General features: G+C 46.9%; 19 protein-coding genes. 1 reads left to right on the top strand and 18 read right to left on the bottom strand.

Going from position 1 to position 18,008, the window contains the following annotated elements; all coding sequences use genetic code 11:
* Nucleotides 1-87: 87 nt before the first annotated feature.
* A complete protein-coding gene (locus ACRC6Q_RS01005; RefSeq protein WP_431465549.1) occupies nucleotides 88-747 on the top strand; it encodes a TetR/AcrR family transcriptional regulator in 660 nt (219 codons plus the stop codon).
* A gap of 167 nt (nucleotides 748-914) precedes the next feature.
* On the opposite strand, the gene ACRC6Q_RS01000 is transcribed toward ACRC6Q_RS01005, so the two are convergent.
* The 18 genes from ACRC6Q_RS01000 to ACRC6Q_RS00915 form a co-directional block, all read right to left on the bottom strand.
* Nucleotides 915-2,129, bottom strand: a complete 1,215-nt coding sequence (locus tag ACRC6Q_RS01000; protein WP_431465548.1) for an amidohydrolase — start codon at nucleotides 2,127-2,129, stop codon at nucleotides 915-917.
* Nucleotides 2,130-2,161: 32 nt separating this feature from the next.
* Nucleotides 2,162-2,893, bottom strand: coding sequence for a small-conductance mechanosensitive channel (locus tag ACRC6Q_RS00995; protein ID WP_431465547.1), 732 nt, complete (start codon nucleotides 2,891-2,893; stop codon nucleotides 2,162-2,164).
* A gap of 21 nt (nucleotides 2,894-2,914) precedes the next feature.
* Nucleotides 2,915-3,625 (bottom strand): DUF5058 family protein, encoded by a 711-nt coding sequence (locus ACRC6Q_RS00990; protein ID WP_431465546.1) that lies wholly within the window; start codon nucleotides 3,623-3,625, stop codon nucleotides 2,915-2,917.
* Between the two features lie 273 nt (nucleotides 3,626-3,898).
* Nucleotides 3,899-4,597 carry an aspartate/glutamate racemase family protein gene (locus tag ACRC6Q_RS00985; protein WP_431465545.1) on the bottom strand — a complete coding sequence of 233 codons (699 nt, stop codon included), beginning with the start codon at nucleotides 4,595-4,597 and terminating at the stop codon, nucleotides 3,899-3,901.
* A gap of 607 nt (nucleotides 4,598-5,204) precedes the next feature.
* Complete coding sequence (locus tag ACRC6Q_RS00980; protein WP_431465544.1) at nucleotides 5,205-5,948, bottom strand: SDR family NAD(P)-dependent oxidoreductase; 744 nt, start codon at nucleotides 5,946-5,948, stop codon at nucleotides 5,205-5,207.
* A gap of 87 nt (nucleotides 5,949-6,035) precedes the next feature.
* Entirely contained in the window at nucleotides 6,036-6,887 is an 852-nt protein-coding gene (gene phnE / locus ACRC6Q_RS00975; protein WP_431465543.1) for a phosphonate ABC transporter, permease protein PhnE, read from the bottom strand.
* Nucleotides 6,887-7,675, bottom strand: a complete 789-nt coding sequence (gene phnE / locus ACRC6Q_RS00970; protein WP_223636397.1) for a phosphonate ABC transporter, permease protein PhnE — start codon at nucleotides 7,673-7,675, stop codon at nucleotides 6,887-6,889. The genes phnE (ACRC6Q_RS00975) and phnE (ACRC6Q_RS00970) overlap by 1 nt, the downstream gene beginning before the upstream one ends.
* Nucleotides 7,676-7,687: 12 nt before the next feature.
* Nucleotides 7,688-8,470 (bottom strand): phosphonate ABC transporter ATP-binding protein, encoded by a 783-nt coding sequence (phnC, locus tag ACRC6Q_RS00965; protein WP_431465542.1) that lies wholly within the window; start codon nucleotides 8,468-8,470, stop codon nucleotides 7,688-7,690.
* Nucleotides 8,471-8,545: 75 nt separating this feature from the next.
* Nucleotides 8,546-9,589, bottom strand: a complete 1,044-nt coding sequence (locus tag ACRC6Q_RS00960) for a PhnD/SsuA/transferrin family substrate-binding protein (protein WP_431465541.1) — start codon at nucleotides 9,587-9,589, stop codon at nucleotides 8,546-8,548.
* 103 nt (nucleotides 9,590-9,692) lie between these two features.
* Entirely contained in the window at nucleotides 9,693-10,508 is an 816-nt protein-coding gene (locus ACRC6Q_RS00955) for a PHP domain-containing protein (protein WP_431466306.1), read from the bottom strand.
* Nucleotides 10,498-11,223, bottom strand: a complete 726-nt coding sequence (gene phnL / locus ACRC6Q_RS00950; protein WP_431465540.1) for a phosphonate C-P lyase system protein PhnL — start codon at nucleotides 11,221-11,223, stop codon at nucleotides 10,498-10,500. The genes ACRC6Q_RS00955 and phnL overlap by 11 nt, the downstream gene beginning before the upstream one ends.
* Nucleotides 11,224-11,555: 332 nt before the next feature.
* Complete coding sequence (phnM, locus tag ACRC6Q_RS00945) at nucleotides 11,556-12,737, bottom strand: phosphonate metabolism protein PhnM (RefSeq protein ID WP_431465539.1); 1,182 nt, start codon at nucleotides 12,735-12,737, stop codon at nucleotides 11,556-11,558.
* Nucleotides 12,738-12,750: 13 nt separating this feature from the next.
* Nucleotides 12,751-13,590: an ATP-binding cassette domain-containing protein gene (locus ACRC6Q_RS00940; protein ID WP_431465538.1), complete on the bottom strand. Its 840-nt coding sequence runs from the start codon at nucleotides 13,588-13,590 to the stop codon at nucleotides 12,751-12,753.
* Nucleotides 13,583-14,449, bottom strand: coding sequence for an alpha-D-ribose 1-methylphosphonate 5-phosphate C-P-lyase PhnJ (locus ACRC6Q_RS00935; protein WP_431465537.1), 867 nt, complete (start codon nucleotides 14,447-14,449; stop codon nucleotides 13,583-13,585). The genes ACRC6Q_RS00940 and ACRC6Q_RS00935 overlap by 8 nt, the downstream gene beginning before the upstream one ends.
* Entirely contained in the window at nucleotides 14,439-15,554 is a 1,116-nt protein-coding gene (locus ACRC6Q_RS00930; RefSeq protein WP_431465536.1) for a carbon-phosphorus lyase complex subunit PhnI, read from the bottom strand. Before ACRC6Q_RS00930 ends, ACRC6Q_RS00935 begins: the two co-directional genes overlap by 11 nt.
* The gene (gene phnH, locus ACRC6Q_RS00925) at nucleotides 15,555-16,151 is read right to left on the bottom strand and encodes a phosphonate C-P lyase system protein PhnH (protein ID WP_431465535.1); all 597 of its coding nucleotides are present in this window, start codon (nucleotides 16,149-16,151) and stop codon (nucleotides 15,555-15,557) included. It lies immediately after the preceding gene.
* 36 nt (nucleotides 16,152-16,187) lie between these two features.
* Nucleotides 16,188-16,610, bottom strand: coding sequence for a phosphonate C-P lyase system protein PhnG (gene phnG / locus ACRC6Q_RS00920; protein ID WP_431465534.1), 423 nt, complete (start codon nucleotides 16,608-16,610; stop codon nucleotides 16,188-16,190).
* A 666-nt stretch (nucleotides 16,611-17,276) separates the two neighbouring features.
* Nucleotides 17,277-17,966, bottom strand: a complete 690-nt coding sequence (locus ACRC6Q_RS00915; RefSeq protein WP_431466305.1) for a GntR family transcriptional regulator — start codon at nucleotides 17,964-17,966, stop codon at nucleotides 17,277-17,279.
* Nucleotides 17,967-18,008 lie beyond the last annotated feature (42 nt).

The following is an 18,008-nucleotide window of genomic DNA, read 5'->3' as shown; positions in this document are numbered from 1 at the left end:
CTTTTCTGTTTATTTAGCGTATCATGAGAGTATAGAATAGTTCAACATTATATAAAAATAGTTTAATACTCAAAGGTGGGTTATCGATTGGAGAAAAAAAATATAAAAAAACGCCGCATGTGGACATATTTTATTGATGCGACAGAAGAGTTGATCCAAACTGAAGGATTTGACCATGTAACGATCCGGAAAGTAGCCGAGAAGGCGGGATACAACAGTGCTACCATCTATAATTATTTCGACGAATTATCTCATTTGCTGTTTTTTGCTTCCTTAAAGTTTTTACGCCCTTATGTGGAGACAGTCACCACTGAAATGGAGAAAACAAATAACCCTGTTGAAAAGTATCTCATCGCCTGGGAATGTTTCAGCGAGTATTCTTTCAAGATTCCTGAAATCTTCAACGCTGTCTTTCTGATGGATCTTGGGGACCGTCCTGAAAATATGCTGGAACGTTATTATGAACTGTATCCTTCCGATCTCGTGACAATCCCAGAAGAATTATTACCCGGTTTACTGGAAAGAAGCATCACGGATCGTGGTCGTTTCGCCATTAACTTCATCGTCCAAGAAGGTCTTTTGGATAAAGATGCCGCAGAAGAATTGAATGAATTGACCAACTTGGTTTGGCAAGGCATGTTCTCAAATTTCTTGAATAACCGCAATCATTACACTGTTGACGAAGCACAACAACGAACGATGAAGTATATCCGTGAAATTGTAGATCAAAAAATAACTAGCAATTGAAAAAAGCAGCCATTCTAAATTATGGTTAAACTGAGCTCCATTTGAAATGGACAGTTTATTAGAAAGCATTCTGCAATCCACAGTTCGACGAGAAGGATTTTCACATTAAAATTTAAAATGAAGACAAAAAAGAACCGCTCCTTGAAGGGAACGGTTCTACTCCAAACTCAGCTGGGCTGCCCATAATCACAAACTACATAAGCAACCGCTTTTGCGGCAACCAGCAAGGCGTCTTCATCGATATCGAATTTCGGGTGATGGTTAAAAAAGACTTCCGACTGCCCTTTCGGTTTGCAGCCGATGTTGAAAAACAGCCCTGGTGTTTTTTCCAAGTAATAAGCGAAGTCTTCCGAACCGGAAAATACCGGATATTCGACCACTTCCTTGATATCGGGATCGGCGGCTTTTTTCAGGATGGCTACGACTTCTTCCGTTACGGCCTCATCGTTTTTCAGCGGCGGGTAATCGGCAGTGTAGACCAAATCGCATTTCACATCAAACTGTAGTTCAATGCCGCTGACGATACGATGGATTTCCCGGTCGATCAGCTGCTGTGTCTTGTCGTTCATGTAACGGACGTCGCCTTCGATTTCAATGCTGTCTTTGATGATATTGAATGAACCCTTGCCATCAAAGGAGCCGATCGTCACTACACCCATTTCAAATGGATTGAGGCGACGGCTGACCACTGTCTGTACCGCGGTGATGAAATGAGCACCGGCGACAATCGGGTCATTGGCATTCTGTGGAGACGAGCCATGGCCGCCGCGTCCCTGAATTTTCAGCTTGAAGTAAGTTCTGCCCGCCATGGCATAGCCGCTTCGGTATCCGATGGTCCCGGCTGGATGGGTTGGGAACAGATGGGTGCCGAATACCGCATCCAGATCATCGAGCACACCGGATTCCACGATGCTTTTCGCTCCACCCGGCGGTGTTTCTTCCGCATGCTGATGAATGATTTTTATAGTGCCTGACAGTTCTGCTTTCAATTGGATCAGGCAGTCTGCCAACACCAGCATATAAGCTGTATGGCCATCATGGCCGCAGGCGTGCATGACGCCTGCGTTCTGGGACTTGAACGGAACATCCACTTCCTCGTGAATCGGCAGCGCGTCAAAATCAGCGCGCAGGCCAATGGTCTTGCCCGGCTTGCCGCCTTTGATGGTGACGATGATGCCGAAACCGTTCCCGACATGCGTCTGGACTTCGACATCTTTTCCTTTATAGAAATTAGCTATGTACTGCGCAGTCTTTTCTTCTTTGAATGACAGCTCCGGATGCTGATGAAGATGGCGGCGGATCTGGATCATTTCCTCTTTCCGGCTGTCGAGCAGATTCAAAAGTTGTTGTTTGAGATGAGATGACTTGTTTTGCTGTACCATTTTGCATTCCTCCTAATTTTTAATCTCCAGGCTTATGCCTTCGCCTTTTTCAGTTTTTCCAGAAGCAGGCAGATGATCACCAATCCGAATATACAGCAGAAAGCTTTCAGTGAAGTCGGCACAGGACCGAGGTTGACAGCCAAGGCCAAGGCGATGCCGATCACTCCCCATAATGGCTTTTGCATAGCCAACTGTGCGATGAGTCCACCGAAAATTGCGGGCAGGACAAATACCAAGGAATCCACCACCGACTGAGGCAGTAGGGTTACGACATACGAACCGCCAAGTACGATGAACAGCAGCATGACAATATTGACGATTGATGCAGCTGCCATCGCCAGTGTCGCAGTCAGTTCACCTTTTTTTGTTCCAGGCTCCACACTTACAGCTGATTGGGCAATAGACGCTGCGGGCAGGCACATATTGCCGATATTTCCTGTCAAAAACGCCAGATAGGTACCGGAAATCCCTAAGATCGGGTAATAGCTGACTGGCTCAACAAACCAGAGAACCCCGACTACCGCGGCATACGCCAGAAAACCGGATAGGATGGCTGACCAGCCCGGGTGGAAGTCAAGGCCATAAGACAGATAAAGCGGCAATGCCAAGGTAAGGAGAATGACTGCCCAAATGGTCAGCCTTCCCCAGAAATGCGACCGTTCATGAAACTTCTCGAAACTGATGGTTTTGAATGACGCTGCTTCTCCAAGCCCTTCAAGGCCATGTTCCAGGACTTCATTTTCCACATCATTATTCAACGTCATACGCAGTTTCCCCTTTTCTTATCAGGATATGAAATAACCGACTGAAATCCCTACTATAATAATCAAGCCGAGCGACCATTCCCTGAGCCAGTTCAGTTTGAATTTAGCAGCGCACCACAAGATGACCGGCATGACGGCAAACGCAGCAAGAAAAACCATCGCTTCATCCATTCCTTTGATCACCTGAGTGGTTCCCAAGTAACTGAAGGCACCCAGTAAAGCGGCGGTCGAAATCACTTTCAATAGCGTGATACTTTTTTGGCCGTTGCTGGCGATTTTCGCCTGTGCTTTACTGAGGGATTTGGTGAACAATGCGGTTACCAAAAGCCAGCCGATTCCACCCAGACACATGACCCAAACCGCATTCGTAAAGGCTTGATGCGTAAAGTCAGCAGACCCCAAATCGGAACCCGCCGCCTGCGCACCGACTGTCGCCCCGATCGTTTCAACCGGTGCAGAACCGATGATGCCGATGCGGATTAAAGTCACCGGATTGCCGATCAATGTCAGCAAGGAAATCGCGACGATCAAAATGGCAAAAGAAGGACCAAGGGAACTGATAGCCCCTGTCCGCAAAGCCGTCTTAACTTCCAGACGGCTCATCCCGACGGTTGAAGCTGTCCTTGAAGCCAATCTGATGAACGTAATGGCCTGAAAGATGACGATACTGACCACCAATGCTGCTATAATCCAAAGCGGTAAACTGTTTGCTGTTTCCATTACCTTGCTCATCTGCACACCCTCTTCACCTGTGAATTAGATTCTACTCTACCGAAAAAAATTGTCTAAATCTTCCGTATTCGGCTCATATTGTCCACTATAACCATTATATTTTGTATCAGCAATGGCAAAATCTGCGGTCTGCAGAAGGGTTCGAAGAGAATTCATTGGTTTTATCATAAAGAAAGGGGTTACAGGATTTCTGTAACTTTTTTTTGGTTCTGCTATTAAACATACGAAAAAAGGCTCTCCCTCAAAGGAAAGCCCATTTTCCCACTGACCTGTTCAGTCTGTCGTGATCATTTCAACGATTTTGGCAACATGGACTTCCACTGTGTTCAATTGCGGGATAGCCAGATCCTCTGGCTTAAAGATCATCGGAAACTCCGTGCATCCAAGAATCAGCCCTTCAATTTCATGTTGTTCGATCATCCGTTCAACAATCGCCAGAAACTCTTTTTTCGTTTCCTCATTGACGATTCCCTGCTCCAGTTCCTTGACGATTTTTTCGTGAATGTATTGTTGTTCCCGTTCATTCGGCACGAAGATTTCTTTTCCATTGATCTTGAATGGTTCTTTGAAAAAATCATTTTCCATGGTGAACTGGGTTCCGAGCAAACCAATTTTCCGGAGTTCCAACTGTCGGGCTTTCTGGTAGGTTTCTTCAACGATGCTGATCATCGGGATGTTCACTTTCTGCTGCACCTGGTCAAAGACGATATGCGGCGTATTCGCTGAAATGACCGCAAAATCAGCTCCTGCCCGCTCCAGGCTCAGTACGGCGGCCGCCAGATATTCCGCCAGTTCTTTTTCCTGTCCGCTCTCAAGCAAGTCGAAAATCTTATACATATTGATGCTGTAGATCAGCAGTTCCGGCAAAGTTTCCTGACTACCGGTTTGTTCCTGAAATTTTTTGATGATGGATTGGTAGTAGTCGACAGTTGACTCAGGTCCCGTACCGCCAATCATTCCAAGTTTTTTCATGGGGCTCTTCCTCTCTTCGTCTGTCATTTACTGCAGCCGTTCCAAATTCCCTAAATCGCTCTTACTTGAAAATTCCCTAATAGAAAGAAGTAAAACTTTACAACAAAAAAAGAGCTGCAAGGTGCAGCTCTCAGACTGTAGATAAAGTTTGACCAAAATGTATGGCGGTGCATAATCTCCAAGCGGTCCGGCCACTTCGCTTTCCATGGGCTCAGCTTCAGCCTCCTCGTCACTGCGTTCCTGCGGGGTCTTCAGCTATCGCTGTCCCCCAGGAGTCTTCGTGGCCAGCCCGCTTGGAAGCGTGTTGCTTCAATCAAAGAGAGAGGCTTGCTAGTCAATATCAGGAAATGTAGCCTCTACAAATCTGGTAGAACCTTCACTCAAGGATCCGGAGCACCAGGCGGCGACTCCTGCGGGAACAGCGAAGTGCCGAACTAACTCGGGCGCCAGTCCGAGTTAGTTCGGCGCGAGCCCGTGGAAAGCGTCCGCCTGAAGCGCAGGTTCCGGTATAAACAGGATGAAATGTGTATTCATGCTTTAAATGACATCAATATTCTTTTGTCTACAAGCTCAGAGCTGCAAGGTGCAGCTCTTTTTTGCTGTCTCATTACTGAGCAGTATATCCGCCATCGACCATTAACGTACTGCCTGTCACAAACTCATTTTCGACCAGGAAGACGATGGCATGTGCAATTTCTTCCGGCTGTCCAAGTCTGCCGACAGGATGCTTATCAACCAATGCGTCATAGAAATCACCCAATGCTTCTTTACTGACCATGCCGGACTCCACATAGCCCGGCGCTACTGCATTGACGCGGATCTTATGTTCAGCATACTGCAAAGCCAATGATTTGGTCATCAGGTTGACTGCGCCTTTAGTGGCGTTATAGGCAAAAGCACCGCCTTCCCCAACTGTTCCAAGAATCGAAGAGGTGTTGATGATCACACCGCCATCGCCATTTTTCAGCATATTCTTGATTGCGTGTTTGGCACCGAAAAAGACGCCATCCTGATTGATGGAAATCACTTTATGGTAATCCTCGTACGTCAATTCATGTGTCACACCAAGTACACCGACGCCCGCGTTATTGACCATGATGTCAACTCTTCCGTAACGTTCGACTGTTGCGGCAACCAACTTTTCAACTGATTCTTCACTGGCTACATCAACGTTGACAAACAACACTTCAGCATCTCCCTGCTTCAACTGTTGTTCAGCCTGCTTGCCGCCTTCTTCATTGAAATCGGCGATGACAACTTTCGCTCCTTTATCAAGAAACGCTTTTGCTGTCGCCAAGCCGATACCGGATGCCCCACCTGTTACGATTGCCACTTTGTCTGCTAAGTTCATTTACTCCGCCTCCTAGTATTGGAAAATACTCTCACCCTCTATTAAACCGCAATAAACTGATTATTACAACTTACCAGAAAATAATATTTAATTGCCTAATTTTGCAGCCGGAAAATAACGTTCTTTCATTTTAGTTGAGAGGATTTCCAAGACGATGGCAAAAACCAAAATCATATAAGTGATCATTCCCACTTCACTCAAATCGAAATAGAATCCGGAAGCCATGAATAGTTCAAAGCCTATGCCTCCTGCTCCTGCTGCTGCACCCATTGCCACAGCAACTGAAAAATTAATTTCGAAGCGCAGGAATGTCCAGGACAAGAGGTAGGTGAACGTCGACGGCAGAACCGCATGCACAACGATGTGCCACCAGTTGGCTCCTGTCGCACGTAATGCTTCAATGATCCCCTGATCCACTTCTTCAAAGGCTTCTGAAAAGGCCTTGACCAAATAAGCGATGGAATGGAACAGCATACCAAGCACCGCCGCTTCACTGCCCAAGCCAGCTGCAATGGCAAAAATTAATACCCAAAGAACAGTAGGGACTGCGCGGATAAATGCGACAGCAATTCGCACAGTTTTTGAAATCCAGGCTTTTGACAAATTTGATGCGGCCATCAATGCCAGGAAAAACGCGATGGCAGCTCCAAGTATTGTCGATAAAAATGCCAGACCTAAGGTGACGCCCATTTGATAGAATGCTTGCCCCCAAGTGAAATGGGAAAGCGCTGGTGCCAAAAACATCTTTTTTAAGTTGTAGAACGTTTCCGGAATGGCCTTAGACAAGTTAAGCCCTGTGTAATCAAAGAAGTAGAACGCCGCGATTGTCAAAGCGATGAGTAGCGTGACCGTCCATGTCATGACGCGTTCCGACTTGCTTCCCATCTTAATTGTTATGCGGCCGTTGGCTCCACGCCTTATGTATGTGCTTGCCTCCATTAAATAATCACCTTCCTGATATAGTTTGACATCAGCTCGATGACAATCACCGCAATAATGATACTGAAGGTAACGAGAGCTACAGCATTGTAGTTCAAGGTCTTATAGTACAAATCGAATGCATAGCCGATGCCCGTACCAGTTAAGATTCCCACTAAAGTCGCGCTTCTGATATTGGTTTCGATCATAAAAAGAATCCAGCTGATCATCTGTGGCAAGCATTGCGGCACAACGGCTTTAAAAACGATTTGAAAATATGTTGCACCGGTGGCGCGCAGTGCTTCAACCGCACTTTGACTCGCTTCATCTATCGATTCGATAAAAGCTCTTGTTAGAAATCCGACAGATCCCACGAATAAAGCCAGGTAACCTGTCATCGAATTTTGGCCGAATGACAACAAAAGAATCAAGGCCCAGGCTACAACCGGGATATTCCGCGAGACTGAGGCAACAAAACGCGCAAACACACCTAAAGCTCTGCTGGTGCCCGTCGTTTTCGACCCCATCAAACTTAAGAAAAAGGCAACGGCCGTGCCCGTTGTCGTTGCGGCAATTGACATGAGAATCGTTTCAAGCAATTTTTCCAAAATCGTCGGCAGGCGTTCCAACGATTCCTGAGTGATCAACAGATTCGAGAAGATCCAAGCACCCGCTTTGGGCAATGTGGCAAGGCCATGGAAAATATTAAACTCGGTGATTGCGGAAGAAGCAAGAGTCATTCCGAAAATCAACACGACAAAAAAGAGTGTCTGCCATTTCCGGCTGGCTTTCATTGTTTTCTCATTCACTGTAATTGCTCCTTAAACCATGATCAATTCTCTGATTTCCGGGGTTGCTTTTGATTGTGTTCCATAAATAAGATCTGTATGGCTTCGGTGGAGCCGGTAACTCGGTCCATCGAAAACGATTCCGCCTTTGTTCAAACCGATGATCCGGTCAGAGTAGTCTTTTGCAATCTCCACTTGATGCAGGTTGACGATACAGGTAATGCCCAACTCTTGGGTGATCGATTTCAAATGGTCCATGATTACTTTTGAAGCATTTGGATCGAGCGACGCAATCGGTTCATCGCATAAAACGATTTTCGGTTCCTGGATCAATGACCGGGCGATGCCGACACGTTGCTGTTGCCCACCACTCAATTGATCACAGCGTTTATAGGCGTGTTCTTCGATACCCAACTTTTTCAACAGGAAAAAAGCATGTTCTTTTTCCGCTTCGGTAAAACGTCCCAAAATCCCTTGAATCGTTGTCTTGTAGCCAAAGCGGCCATGCAGGACGTTCTCGATAACCGATAAACGCGGCACCAGGTTATAATGCTGAAAAATCATTCCGATAGTTGTACGCACTTTCCGCAGTTCTTTTTTGTTCAATGCGCCGACGTCCTGGCCATCGAAAACTACTTTCCCCTCATCAATTTCCACCATTCGATTGATGCACCGGAGAAGTGTCGATTTCCCTGCTCCCGAAGGTCCGATCACAGAAAGAAATTCACCGGCTTCCACTTCAAAATTCAACCCTTGCAGCACTTTCGAATCCGAATTATAGGACTTTCCAAGATCTTTGATTTGCAGTAAAGACATGCTCATCGTCTCCTTTTTCGTCTCATTTGTCAGACAGCGCATTCCCAATGATAGGAACGCGCCGCTGTCTTCCGGTTATTCTTTCGATAGCTCACGGATTGGATCGAACCACGCATCTTCAACCGGCGCAAACCGTTCATCCGCTGATTTGAAGAAGAGCCCCGACTCACCTGAATCTTCCGGAACAAAGATTTTTTCATTATCCGCGATTTCATCTGAAGTGAATAATTCTTGCAAGGCATCGTAATCTTCCTGGCCAAGCACTTCCATATTGGCTGCGAACGGTGCATTCAAGACAGGAGTGACCCCCATCAATGCAAATTCACTGCCTGTTACGGTATTGAACGGTTCTGCTGCATCATCTTTGACTTTATAGACGGAACCGACTTCGTTGGCTTCACCTTCGGTTACCTCCACGTAGTTTTCAACACATGTGTCACAGAATGCCGCGACTTCAGCACTGTCATTCAGTAAATTGACGGCTGACCCCTGATGTGAATTTCCGAACAGCACTTGAGAGAACAATGGACCGCCTTCCATCAAATCCTCTGCCGCCAGATCCTCATAGCCGGATTGTTCAGCAAAATGGCCGATGATGGTGGAAGAAGGAACAACAAATCCGGAGGTGGAGCTATTGGAGACGAAAGACATTTTTTTCTGTTCCAATGTATCCAATGAGAACTCGCCATCTGCTTTGAATTTCTCCTGATCGTCGACATTGACTGCCAACCAGCTATGGTAGATGGCATCGTCAAGTGTGCCAGATTCTCCTGTCGGCACAACCAACGGCTCAATCGCGTCGTTGCCATTTTTCGCTTCAATATAGCCCTGTGCTCCCATAAACGCCATATCCGCATTGTTGTTGACCAAAGTCTCGATTGCAATGGCATAATCCGTTGTCAATTGGTGCTCGACTTCTTTGCCTGTAGCCTGCTCAATAGCCGCTCCGATTTCATCACGGGAAGATGTCATGTCCGACCCTGATTCATTTGGATACCAGACCACTTTAATCACATCATCCACTTCCGTTTTACCCGCTTCTGCGCTGCCGTCCGAGCAGGCCCCTAACAATAAAGCCGCTCCCATTACCATTGCCAATGCTGAACTTTTCTTTTTCATGATCGATTCTCCTTTTTGTCTAACTGGAATGAGCAGGAGACCCTGCTTTGTCAGTACCATTACAACATAATTCCAAGGCAAAATACTGAAATTTACAGGAACTTCACAGTCTTTTAACGCTGCTTACATCTCCTGGGCTGACGATGTCTCCGGGCTCTATCATTGCTCCAAAAGCTCCGTGATAGTCGCTGCCCCCGGTCATCACGAGCCCATATTGCCGCGCGAGCTCTTCCACTTTCAGATGATCTTCTGCCGAATGGTCGAAATGGTTACGTTCAATTCCCCCTAGGCCTGCTCCAATCAATTCGGGTATCAGCTCATAGGAGTCGAGTTGTCCGGGATGCGCCATAACGGCCAGCCCTCCATCTGAAACGATTGCCTGGACAGCATCTGTTGCAGATGCGTACTCAATGTCTCCTGCTGCGACGCCCTTTCCTTTGAATAGGCTTTTGTACAGGAATTGATATTCCTTGGACGTATAAGGGGCATCTGTCAATTGCTGCATAATATGCTGCTTGTAGACAGTGGCTGAAGGTTTTGCCGATTCTATAACCGCTTCGGAATCCAGGTTAAATCCTGCTGCTTGAATTTGGCTCATCTGCCACATCGAATGGCTGTGGCGAAGTTCCAGAAGTCCTTTGCACAGCCGATTGATCGCTAATGCTTCAGAATTAAAATGATAGCCAAGGATGTGTACTTTTCGCTGACGCTTAAAGTCATAGGCGGAAATCTCAATTCCAGGAATCGCCTGTATATGATGAGTTTCCGCAATGCGTTGTTGTTCCCGCCATCCTGATATGGTGTCATGTTCAACAAAACTGATAGCCGTGACGCCCGCTTTCTTAGCTTTCTTGATGACACTCTCCACCGAGTCCGCTCCGTCTGAATAGTGGCTATGGACATGCAAGTCAGCTTTCAGCGCCAACACCCACTTTTCCCGTGACAGTCAACGTTCTCGTCTGCATGTCATAAACTTTATCGCAAAGCCCTTCCATAAATTCAATGTCATGAAAAATCCCGACAAGCGTTGTGCCTTCTGCCTTCAGTTTTTCAATAATCTCACGGACTTTCAGTTTGGACTGATGATCGAGACTCGCTGTCGGTTCATCAAGAAGCAGCAGCCGCGGTTGCTTAACGGTCGCCATGGCAATGTTTAAGCGCAGTTTTTCCCCACCTGAAAATGTATTCGGGTAACTGTCCCAAAGCTTTGGATCGATTTCAAAATGAGCTAATGCTTTTTCCGCTTCTTCAGCAGCCACAACCTCCGTCGAGCCCATCTCCAATAAGGCATTGGTGACCAATTGCCGGCAGGTTGTACGCGGCATGACATTTAAAAATTGGGACACATAGCCGATTTCGTATTTCCGCAAATGCAGCATTTGGCGTTCCGTGATATGGGCCATGTCCACTACGCCGAATGCCGCAGAATCATAAAGAATCTTTCCATGATCCGGCAGATACGTACGATAGATGCTTTTCAGGATCGTCGATTTGCCACTGCCGCTTTTTCCGACGATGCCAATAAATTCGCCTGTTTTTAAAGAAAAACTGATGTCTTTTATAGCTGGCATGGTCTTGTTTAAATGATGAATGGTGAAGCGTTTCTCAAAGCCCACTATTTCCAGCATCGTCATTAGATTGCCTCCTATTTTTTAACTTAAGAAAATACTACTTTTAGGTTCTTCATTTATGGTCGGGACTGCACGGGCGCTTCCGCTTTTCTTTGTCCAGACTCCAGCGCCCAGCTCTTTGGGTCATAAGCCACTCTGGTGTCTAGTTCAGTGCCTAGCTCTTCGGGATGCAAGCCGATCTGGCTATGCGGCTAAAAACATACCGCTTCGCCAGCTCATCTTACACCTGTCAGAGCTGAATAGGCACTTCTACTTTTCTGGCTGTGTGGCAAAGAACGCCACTTCGCCAGATCGTCTTATGCCCGGCAGAGCTACACGGGCGCTTCCGCTTTTCTTTATTTCAACCGGTAATTCGTCGTCGTAATCAACGCGCCATTGACCATTGTTGCCGTCAACATCGGATAACCGTCGTCCATGCGTTGAATGATCAAGAGATCGGCTCTTTTCCCGGGTTTGATCGACCCCAGTTCGTCATCCATCTTCACTGCTTTTGCCGGATTTAACGTGACCATCATGAACATCGCATGCAGATCGTTGCCGTATTTCTCATGCAGATCAAATACAGCATGAAGCAAAGCAGGTGGATAATAGTCGCTGCACAGGATATCCATGCAACCCTGGCTGACCGCTTCCGCCGCTGAAAGATTTCCGGAATGGGAGCCTCCGAGCATCACATTCGGGGCTCCGGCGATTGTGTAGATGCCCAGTTCTTTAGCTTTGACGGCGACTTCAAGCGTAATCGGAAACTCGCTGATGGTGGTGCCGAAGCTTTTCACAAAATCCAGTTTCTTCACGTCATCGTCATCATGGGAAGCGACAGCAATTCCGCGCGCGAACGCAATATCCGCCACTTCCCTGATTTTCTCTGCAGCCAGACATTCGGTGCTTTGGCGCTCTGCAATGAGCACATTGACGTCCTCATCTGAAATTTCGCGGTAGCCTTTCAAGGTTTCACGGTAGACTTCCAGGTTGCGGTATTGGCCTTGTCCGGGTGTATGGTCCATGAATGACAGCAGGTGCACTTTGCCGTCTTCAATATTTTTCACCAGCTGGTCCACTTCATCGATATTATCGATTTCGAAACGGGCATGCAGACGATGGCGAATCAAATGCAGCCGGTTATGCGTCTTTTCGATAGCGTCCACCATGCGTTGGATATTGTTCGGATTGCGCATTGGTTTGTGGGAGAAAACATCTTCTTTATAGAACGACAGGGAGTGGAACATCGTTGTGATGCCGTGGCTGATAAGAATTTTTTCCGCTTCACGCAGGCTGATGTCAAAATCCATCATGCTGGTCGGACGCGGAGAAGCAATCGTTTCGATGTAATCGGAATGGATGTCGATAAAGCCCGGTGAGATATAGCCTCCGTTGGCATCGATCAGTTTGGCAGCCGGATAGTCTACTATCTGTTCTTCCGGGATGATCGACTTGATAATTTCCCCTTCCACTACGACTGCCAATCCTTCGGCTATTGATTGCTCGGTTACGATTTTGCCATTATGGATAATATACAAAGCATCGATCCTCCTAGAGTAATGAGTACACGAGTTGCTGCGTGTACGCATGTTGTGGGTCTTCTAATACTTGATCCGTCAAGCCCTGTTCGATGATTTCCCCATTCAGCATGACAATGGTCCGGTCAGCGAGCATGCGGATAACCGCTAAATCGTGCGATACCACAATCATGCTGATGCCAAGTTCACGCTGGATCCTTTTGATCAGGTCAAGAACATTTGCCTGAACCGACAAATCGAGTCCGGTTGTCACTTCATCTAAAAACAGAATGGGTGGATTATTCGATAATGCTTTAGCAATCTGGACACGTTGCTGCATGCCGCCTGAAAAGTTGCGCGGTTCTTCTTTCATGCGATGAAGCGGGATATGGACATTGTCCAGCAGCCGTTTGCTTGTTGTTTCCATATTCCCAACATTCCGGTTGCCCGCTGCTATGAGCTTTTCTGCAATATTTCCCACAGAGGAAAAATTCATTTTCAAGCCATGCACCGGATTTTGATAAACCATCCCATAATCGTGGTTGCGGATGGAACGCTTTTGCTGTGAAGACAAATCAAAGACATTGAAGCCTGCCAAAACGGGTGTATTGATATACGCCTCCCCTGACGAAACGTCAGTGTCGAAGTACAGGCATTGCATCAATGTGGATTTGCCGCTGCCGCTTTCTCCGACGATCCCTAGAATTTCGCCGGGATATACATCAAGTGACACGTCACGAACTGCATAGACTGTGCCGCATACCGTGCAGTAGTTTTTTTCCAAACGATTAGAATTTAAATTGGTGCATTGAGAACAACCGGGACCAAATTGCTTTCGCAAGTTACGTACTTTTAGAATCGGTTCTTCATGCATAACTGCTCTCCACCTCGGCTTTCTCCCTGCTATTCAGCTGTTCCATGCAATAACTGGTGTCGTTGCATTGATAGACGGGCTCTCCTGTTTTCTGATCAATCAATTCATCAAGAAAGACGTGTGCTGATCCGCATAACTGGCATTCCTTGCCTTTAAATGATTCAACAGCAAATGGGTAATCTTCAAATGCCAATGATTCAACATTCGTAAAGGGTGGTACAGCATAGATTTTCTTCTCGCGTCCCGCACCGAGTAAAATCAACGCTTCGGATTGATGCATTCTGGGATTATCAAAGCGCGGAATCGGGCTTGGCGCCATCACATAGCGCCCGTTGACATAAACCGGGTGATCCGCAGCAGTTGCCGTTTTCCCATATTTGACGATCTGCTCGAACAGCATCAGCCAAGCGCCGCTGTAATCGTCTTCGGAGTGCATGCGTTTGGTCATGTACTCGCGTGCTTCCACAGGACGCAGAGGCTCAGGCATCGGCACTTGAAGAACCAGGATCTGGTCTTTCGTCATCGGTGTTTCAGGGATGCGGTGGCGTGACTGGATAAGATCTGCCTCTTCCGTTTGGTCAGTGGTTTGGACACCTGTCGTTTCCTGAACCAACTTTTTGATGCTGACCGCATTGACCGATTCATCGGCTCCTTGGTCGATGACTTTCAGCACATCCGTTTTGCCGATCAAGGACAGCGTCAACTGCAAGCCGCCTGTTCCCCAGCCGCGTGCAATCGGCATTTCCCGCGACGCGAAAGGTACCTGATACCCCGGAATAGCGACAGCTTTCAGTGTAGCCCGCCGAATCTCTTTTTTGGATCCTTCATCAAAAAATGCAAAATGCGGTTTAGCTCTCAACTTCCTGCACTCCTTTCTTTACTTGGCGGATACTGTCCAGCTTCGACTGGAACGTGACGTAATGCGGGAGTTTCAAGTGGGAAATAAAACCGGTGGATTCTACTGAATCGAGATGCAATAAGACAAATTCCTCATCATGAGTTGGAAAATCCGCATTCGGATGTTCCAGGCATTGATCCAGTATGCTCATGGCAATCGCTTTTGTTTCATTTTGCCCATAGCAGACGCCATAGCCGATTTCAAACTCCAGTTCACCTTCATTGTTGTCCTTTTTTACAGTTACCGGCACAAACGATTCCACTTCCGTTATGCGCATTTCGCCGACATAGAATTGGTCTTCCGGATCCGGATCCACTTCGTTTGGATGTGCTGTGTAAATCGGTATTTTACCGACACGAACTTCACCTACAGTGGGATGAACTTGTCCATATCCCCGCAGCGATGCGTAGCCGAATGATGTTACGGTGCCTGTTTGTCCGCGTGTCAGGACCTGCAGACGGGCGCTTCTTGTCGTCGGAAATTGAAGGCTTTGCTTGGTCACATCGTTCGGGAATGTATTATCCGGTTCGTATGTCTTAAACAAGCCTTCCTTCCGGAGATAATCGACGACTTTCGGAAAATAAACCACTTCTGTTGAGCCTTGAAGGGCTGACAAGTTATTTTTATAATCCTGCAGCCACTTGCGATTCGTTTCCATGCTTTCTTCCAACAATCCGAAATCCAGCAGCCGGTGTGTGTAATCATAGGTGGCACCCAATAACTGGCCGCCTGGAATATCCTTGAAACTTGCCGATATCCGCCGTTCGACCAGCATGGTTTCCGCTTCGACAGTCTCGCTGTAATAGTGGCGCGGCAAAGTTGAACGGTGCGCGCGCATCAGGAATACAGCTTCTTCCATGCTGCCTTCCCCTTGCTTGATGGCCAAAGCCGCAAGTTCCGGGGAATACAGGCTGCTTTCAGACATCACCTGATCCACCATGCTGCCCATCGTCGCCAGGATCGTGTTGATCTCTAAAATTTCTTCACCTTTTAACCGTTCATAAGTCAGCCGTTTAATCGAAGCCTCGATAGCCTGAGTTCCGCCTTTTACAGGAACATAGCCCATTTACTCCACCTCCATTAAAATGGCCGTAACCGTTCTCGGCAGACAAGCGACCTGAGAGGAGCCATCCGCAAAGATCATATCAATGCCCATCGGATACTCCTTGATGCGGCTGTCTCTGGCTTGCCAGAATTCGAAAGATTGCCCCATCGCCAAATGGGCTTCCGTTTCGATTCCTGGTCCAGTCAGCAGCAATGTGCCTTTGTTCGATAAAGCCGGAGTTTCAATAATCCAAGTCGAGGATTGCTGTGGATCGATCAAGTTGCCTATTTTGCATTGTGCCATGGCTTCTAAAATTTCCGATTCCCTGTCTTCCTGCAATACGATGATGAAATCCGCTTCCTGCAACGGAACACAGCGGGCTGAAGTGTATTCCGAAATCTTCTCGATCAGATCCCGCCGTTTTGTCGACAGGACATGAAAAGTGACTTCCGCATCCAGCAGCACCATCGCACTTAACATCAGGGCATCGGCACAGCCGAAATCCACATCCAAATTTTCTGTCTCCTGCTCAATCGATGAGATGGTTCCTGGCCGTGACATACTATGTAATAATTTCCGATAAACTTGCTGCAAGTCATGAATTTGGTCAATCGCCATATAATCCCTCCTGGTCAGATCATGTAGTTTGTTTTCTCAGACTTCCATCGTTTCAAAGTTTACTTTTGTTTCGAAAAGGCCTGTTTGCTGCTGCGCTTTGGCTACATGGATCTGCTGTTCTTCGTCTAAAAGCAAAGGTTCCCATTCAGCTGTTTCAGGCAATTGAGCCTTATAAGCAGCATCAATGATCGCCAAATCGCTGGCGCGTTGTTCATCCATGCCTACCAGCAGGCCCGTTCCGATTTTCCCTGAAATCTCCGCTTTCGCTTCTGTTATCAGGACTTCTCCTATATAAAACAAGGAATTTTTTGCTGTCTCCCTCATTTTGACCATAATCATTCCTTGCTCCGGCGCACTGATTTCACGGCATTCGTATTTTTCCGCGATGCTGGCTGCTAAATCCTTTGCCAAACGTCCATCACCTTGAATAAGGATTTCTGTTCTTCTGCGTCTTTTCATAATCGCTGCCTCCTTGTCTGTAAGTTCATCGTAACTTGTCGCCAAGTGGCTGTGTTTTAAGCTCTCGTAAAGCTTGTGTAAAGGTGCTTCACAATCGTGACAAGAAAAGCACAAGCGCCCATACAGCCTAAACAATAAAAGAAAAACTCAAAGCCAGAATGTAGACAAAGCCTGACCAAAATGTATAACAGTGCATAATCTCCAAGCGGTCCGGCCACTTCGCTTTCCATGGGCTCAGCTTCAGCCTCCTCGTCACTGCGTTCCTGCGGGGTCTTCAGCTCTCGCTGTCCCACAAGAGTCTTCGTGGCCAGCCCGCTTGGAAGCGTGTTGCTTCAATCAAAGAGAGAAGCTTACTAGTCAATATCAGTAAATGTAATCCCTGCAAATCTTGTAAACTCTTCACTCAAGGATCCGTAGCGCAAGGCGGCGACTCCTGCGGGAGCAGCGAAGCGACGAAGTGCCGAAATCCACTCGGGCGCCAGTCCGAGTTAGTTCGGCGCGAGCCCGTGGAAAGCGTCCGCCTGAAGCGCAGGATCCGGTATAAACAGGATGAAATGTATATACATTCTTTAAATGACATAAATATTCTTTTATCTACAAGCTCAAAGCTACACTTTCTTAAGCATAAAAAACAGGCAAAGGATCGTTTCTCCTTTGCCTGTTTTTTTAATCCATCGTGATATCATATTTGAATTTATCGCTGCGGTATAAGATTTTAGTATGCTCCAGCACATCTCCTGTCGCTGCGTCGATGCAGTCACTTTCCACCATAATGAGAGGCACCATGCTTTTACATTGCAAAAGCTGTTGTTCTGTTGATGTCGGAAAAGAGATACTTAGCAAGGTTTTGTTGTTGGCAAACTCGGTATGGCCGTGTTTACGGTAATAAGCGAACATTGAGCGGATATCGGGTCCTTCTGTTTTGATTTCAGGAAACATTTTTTCGCTTACAAAGGATTTGTGGATGGCCATCGGTTGCCCGTCGATAAATCGGCTTCGGGAAACCTTATAAACGCTGTCCCCTGATCCACATGCTAACGATTTATAGATTTTTTCATCATAGCGAATTTTTTCGCAACTGATGAGCCGCGTTTCCAAATCATAACCGGCCTGCTCCATCTTTTCAGTAAAGCTGATTTTGCCGGTTAATTGCAACTGAATTTGAGTGGACTCTTCTTTTAAAAATCTTCCTTTACCTTGCTTCGAATAGATGTAGCCCCGTTCTTCCAGCTTAGTCAATGCCGCGCGCACAGTCATGCGCGGCACTCCATAGCGATCGGCTAACTTGTTTTCTGAAGGCAGCTTTTCACCGGCTGAAAATTTCTTTGATGCAATTTTTTCCATTAACTCATCCAGAATTTGTGTTTCTTTGTCGAGTGAAATAATAAGCCACCCTTT

The sequence above is a fragment of the Planococcus sp. SE5232 genome, assembly GCF_050686535.1.
GTDB lineage: Bacteria > Bacillota > Bacilli > Bacillales_A > Planococcaceae > Planococcus.
This window is presented reverse-complemented; position numbering and strand designations above follow the sequence as displayed.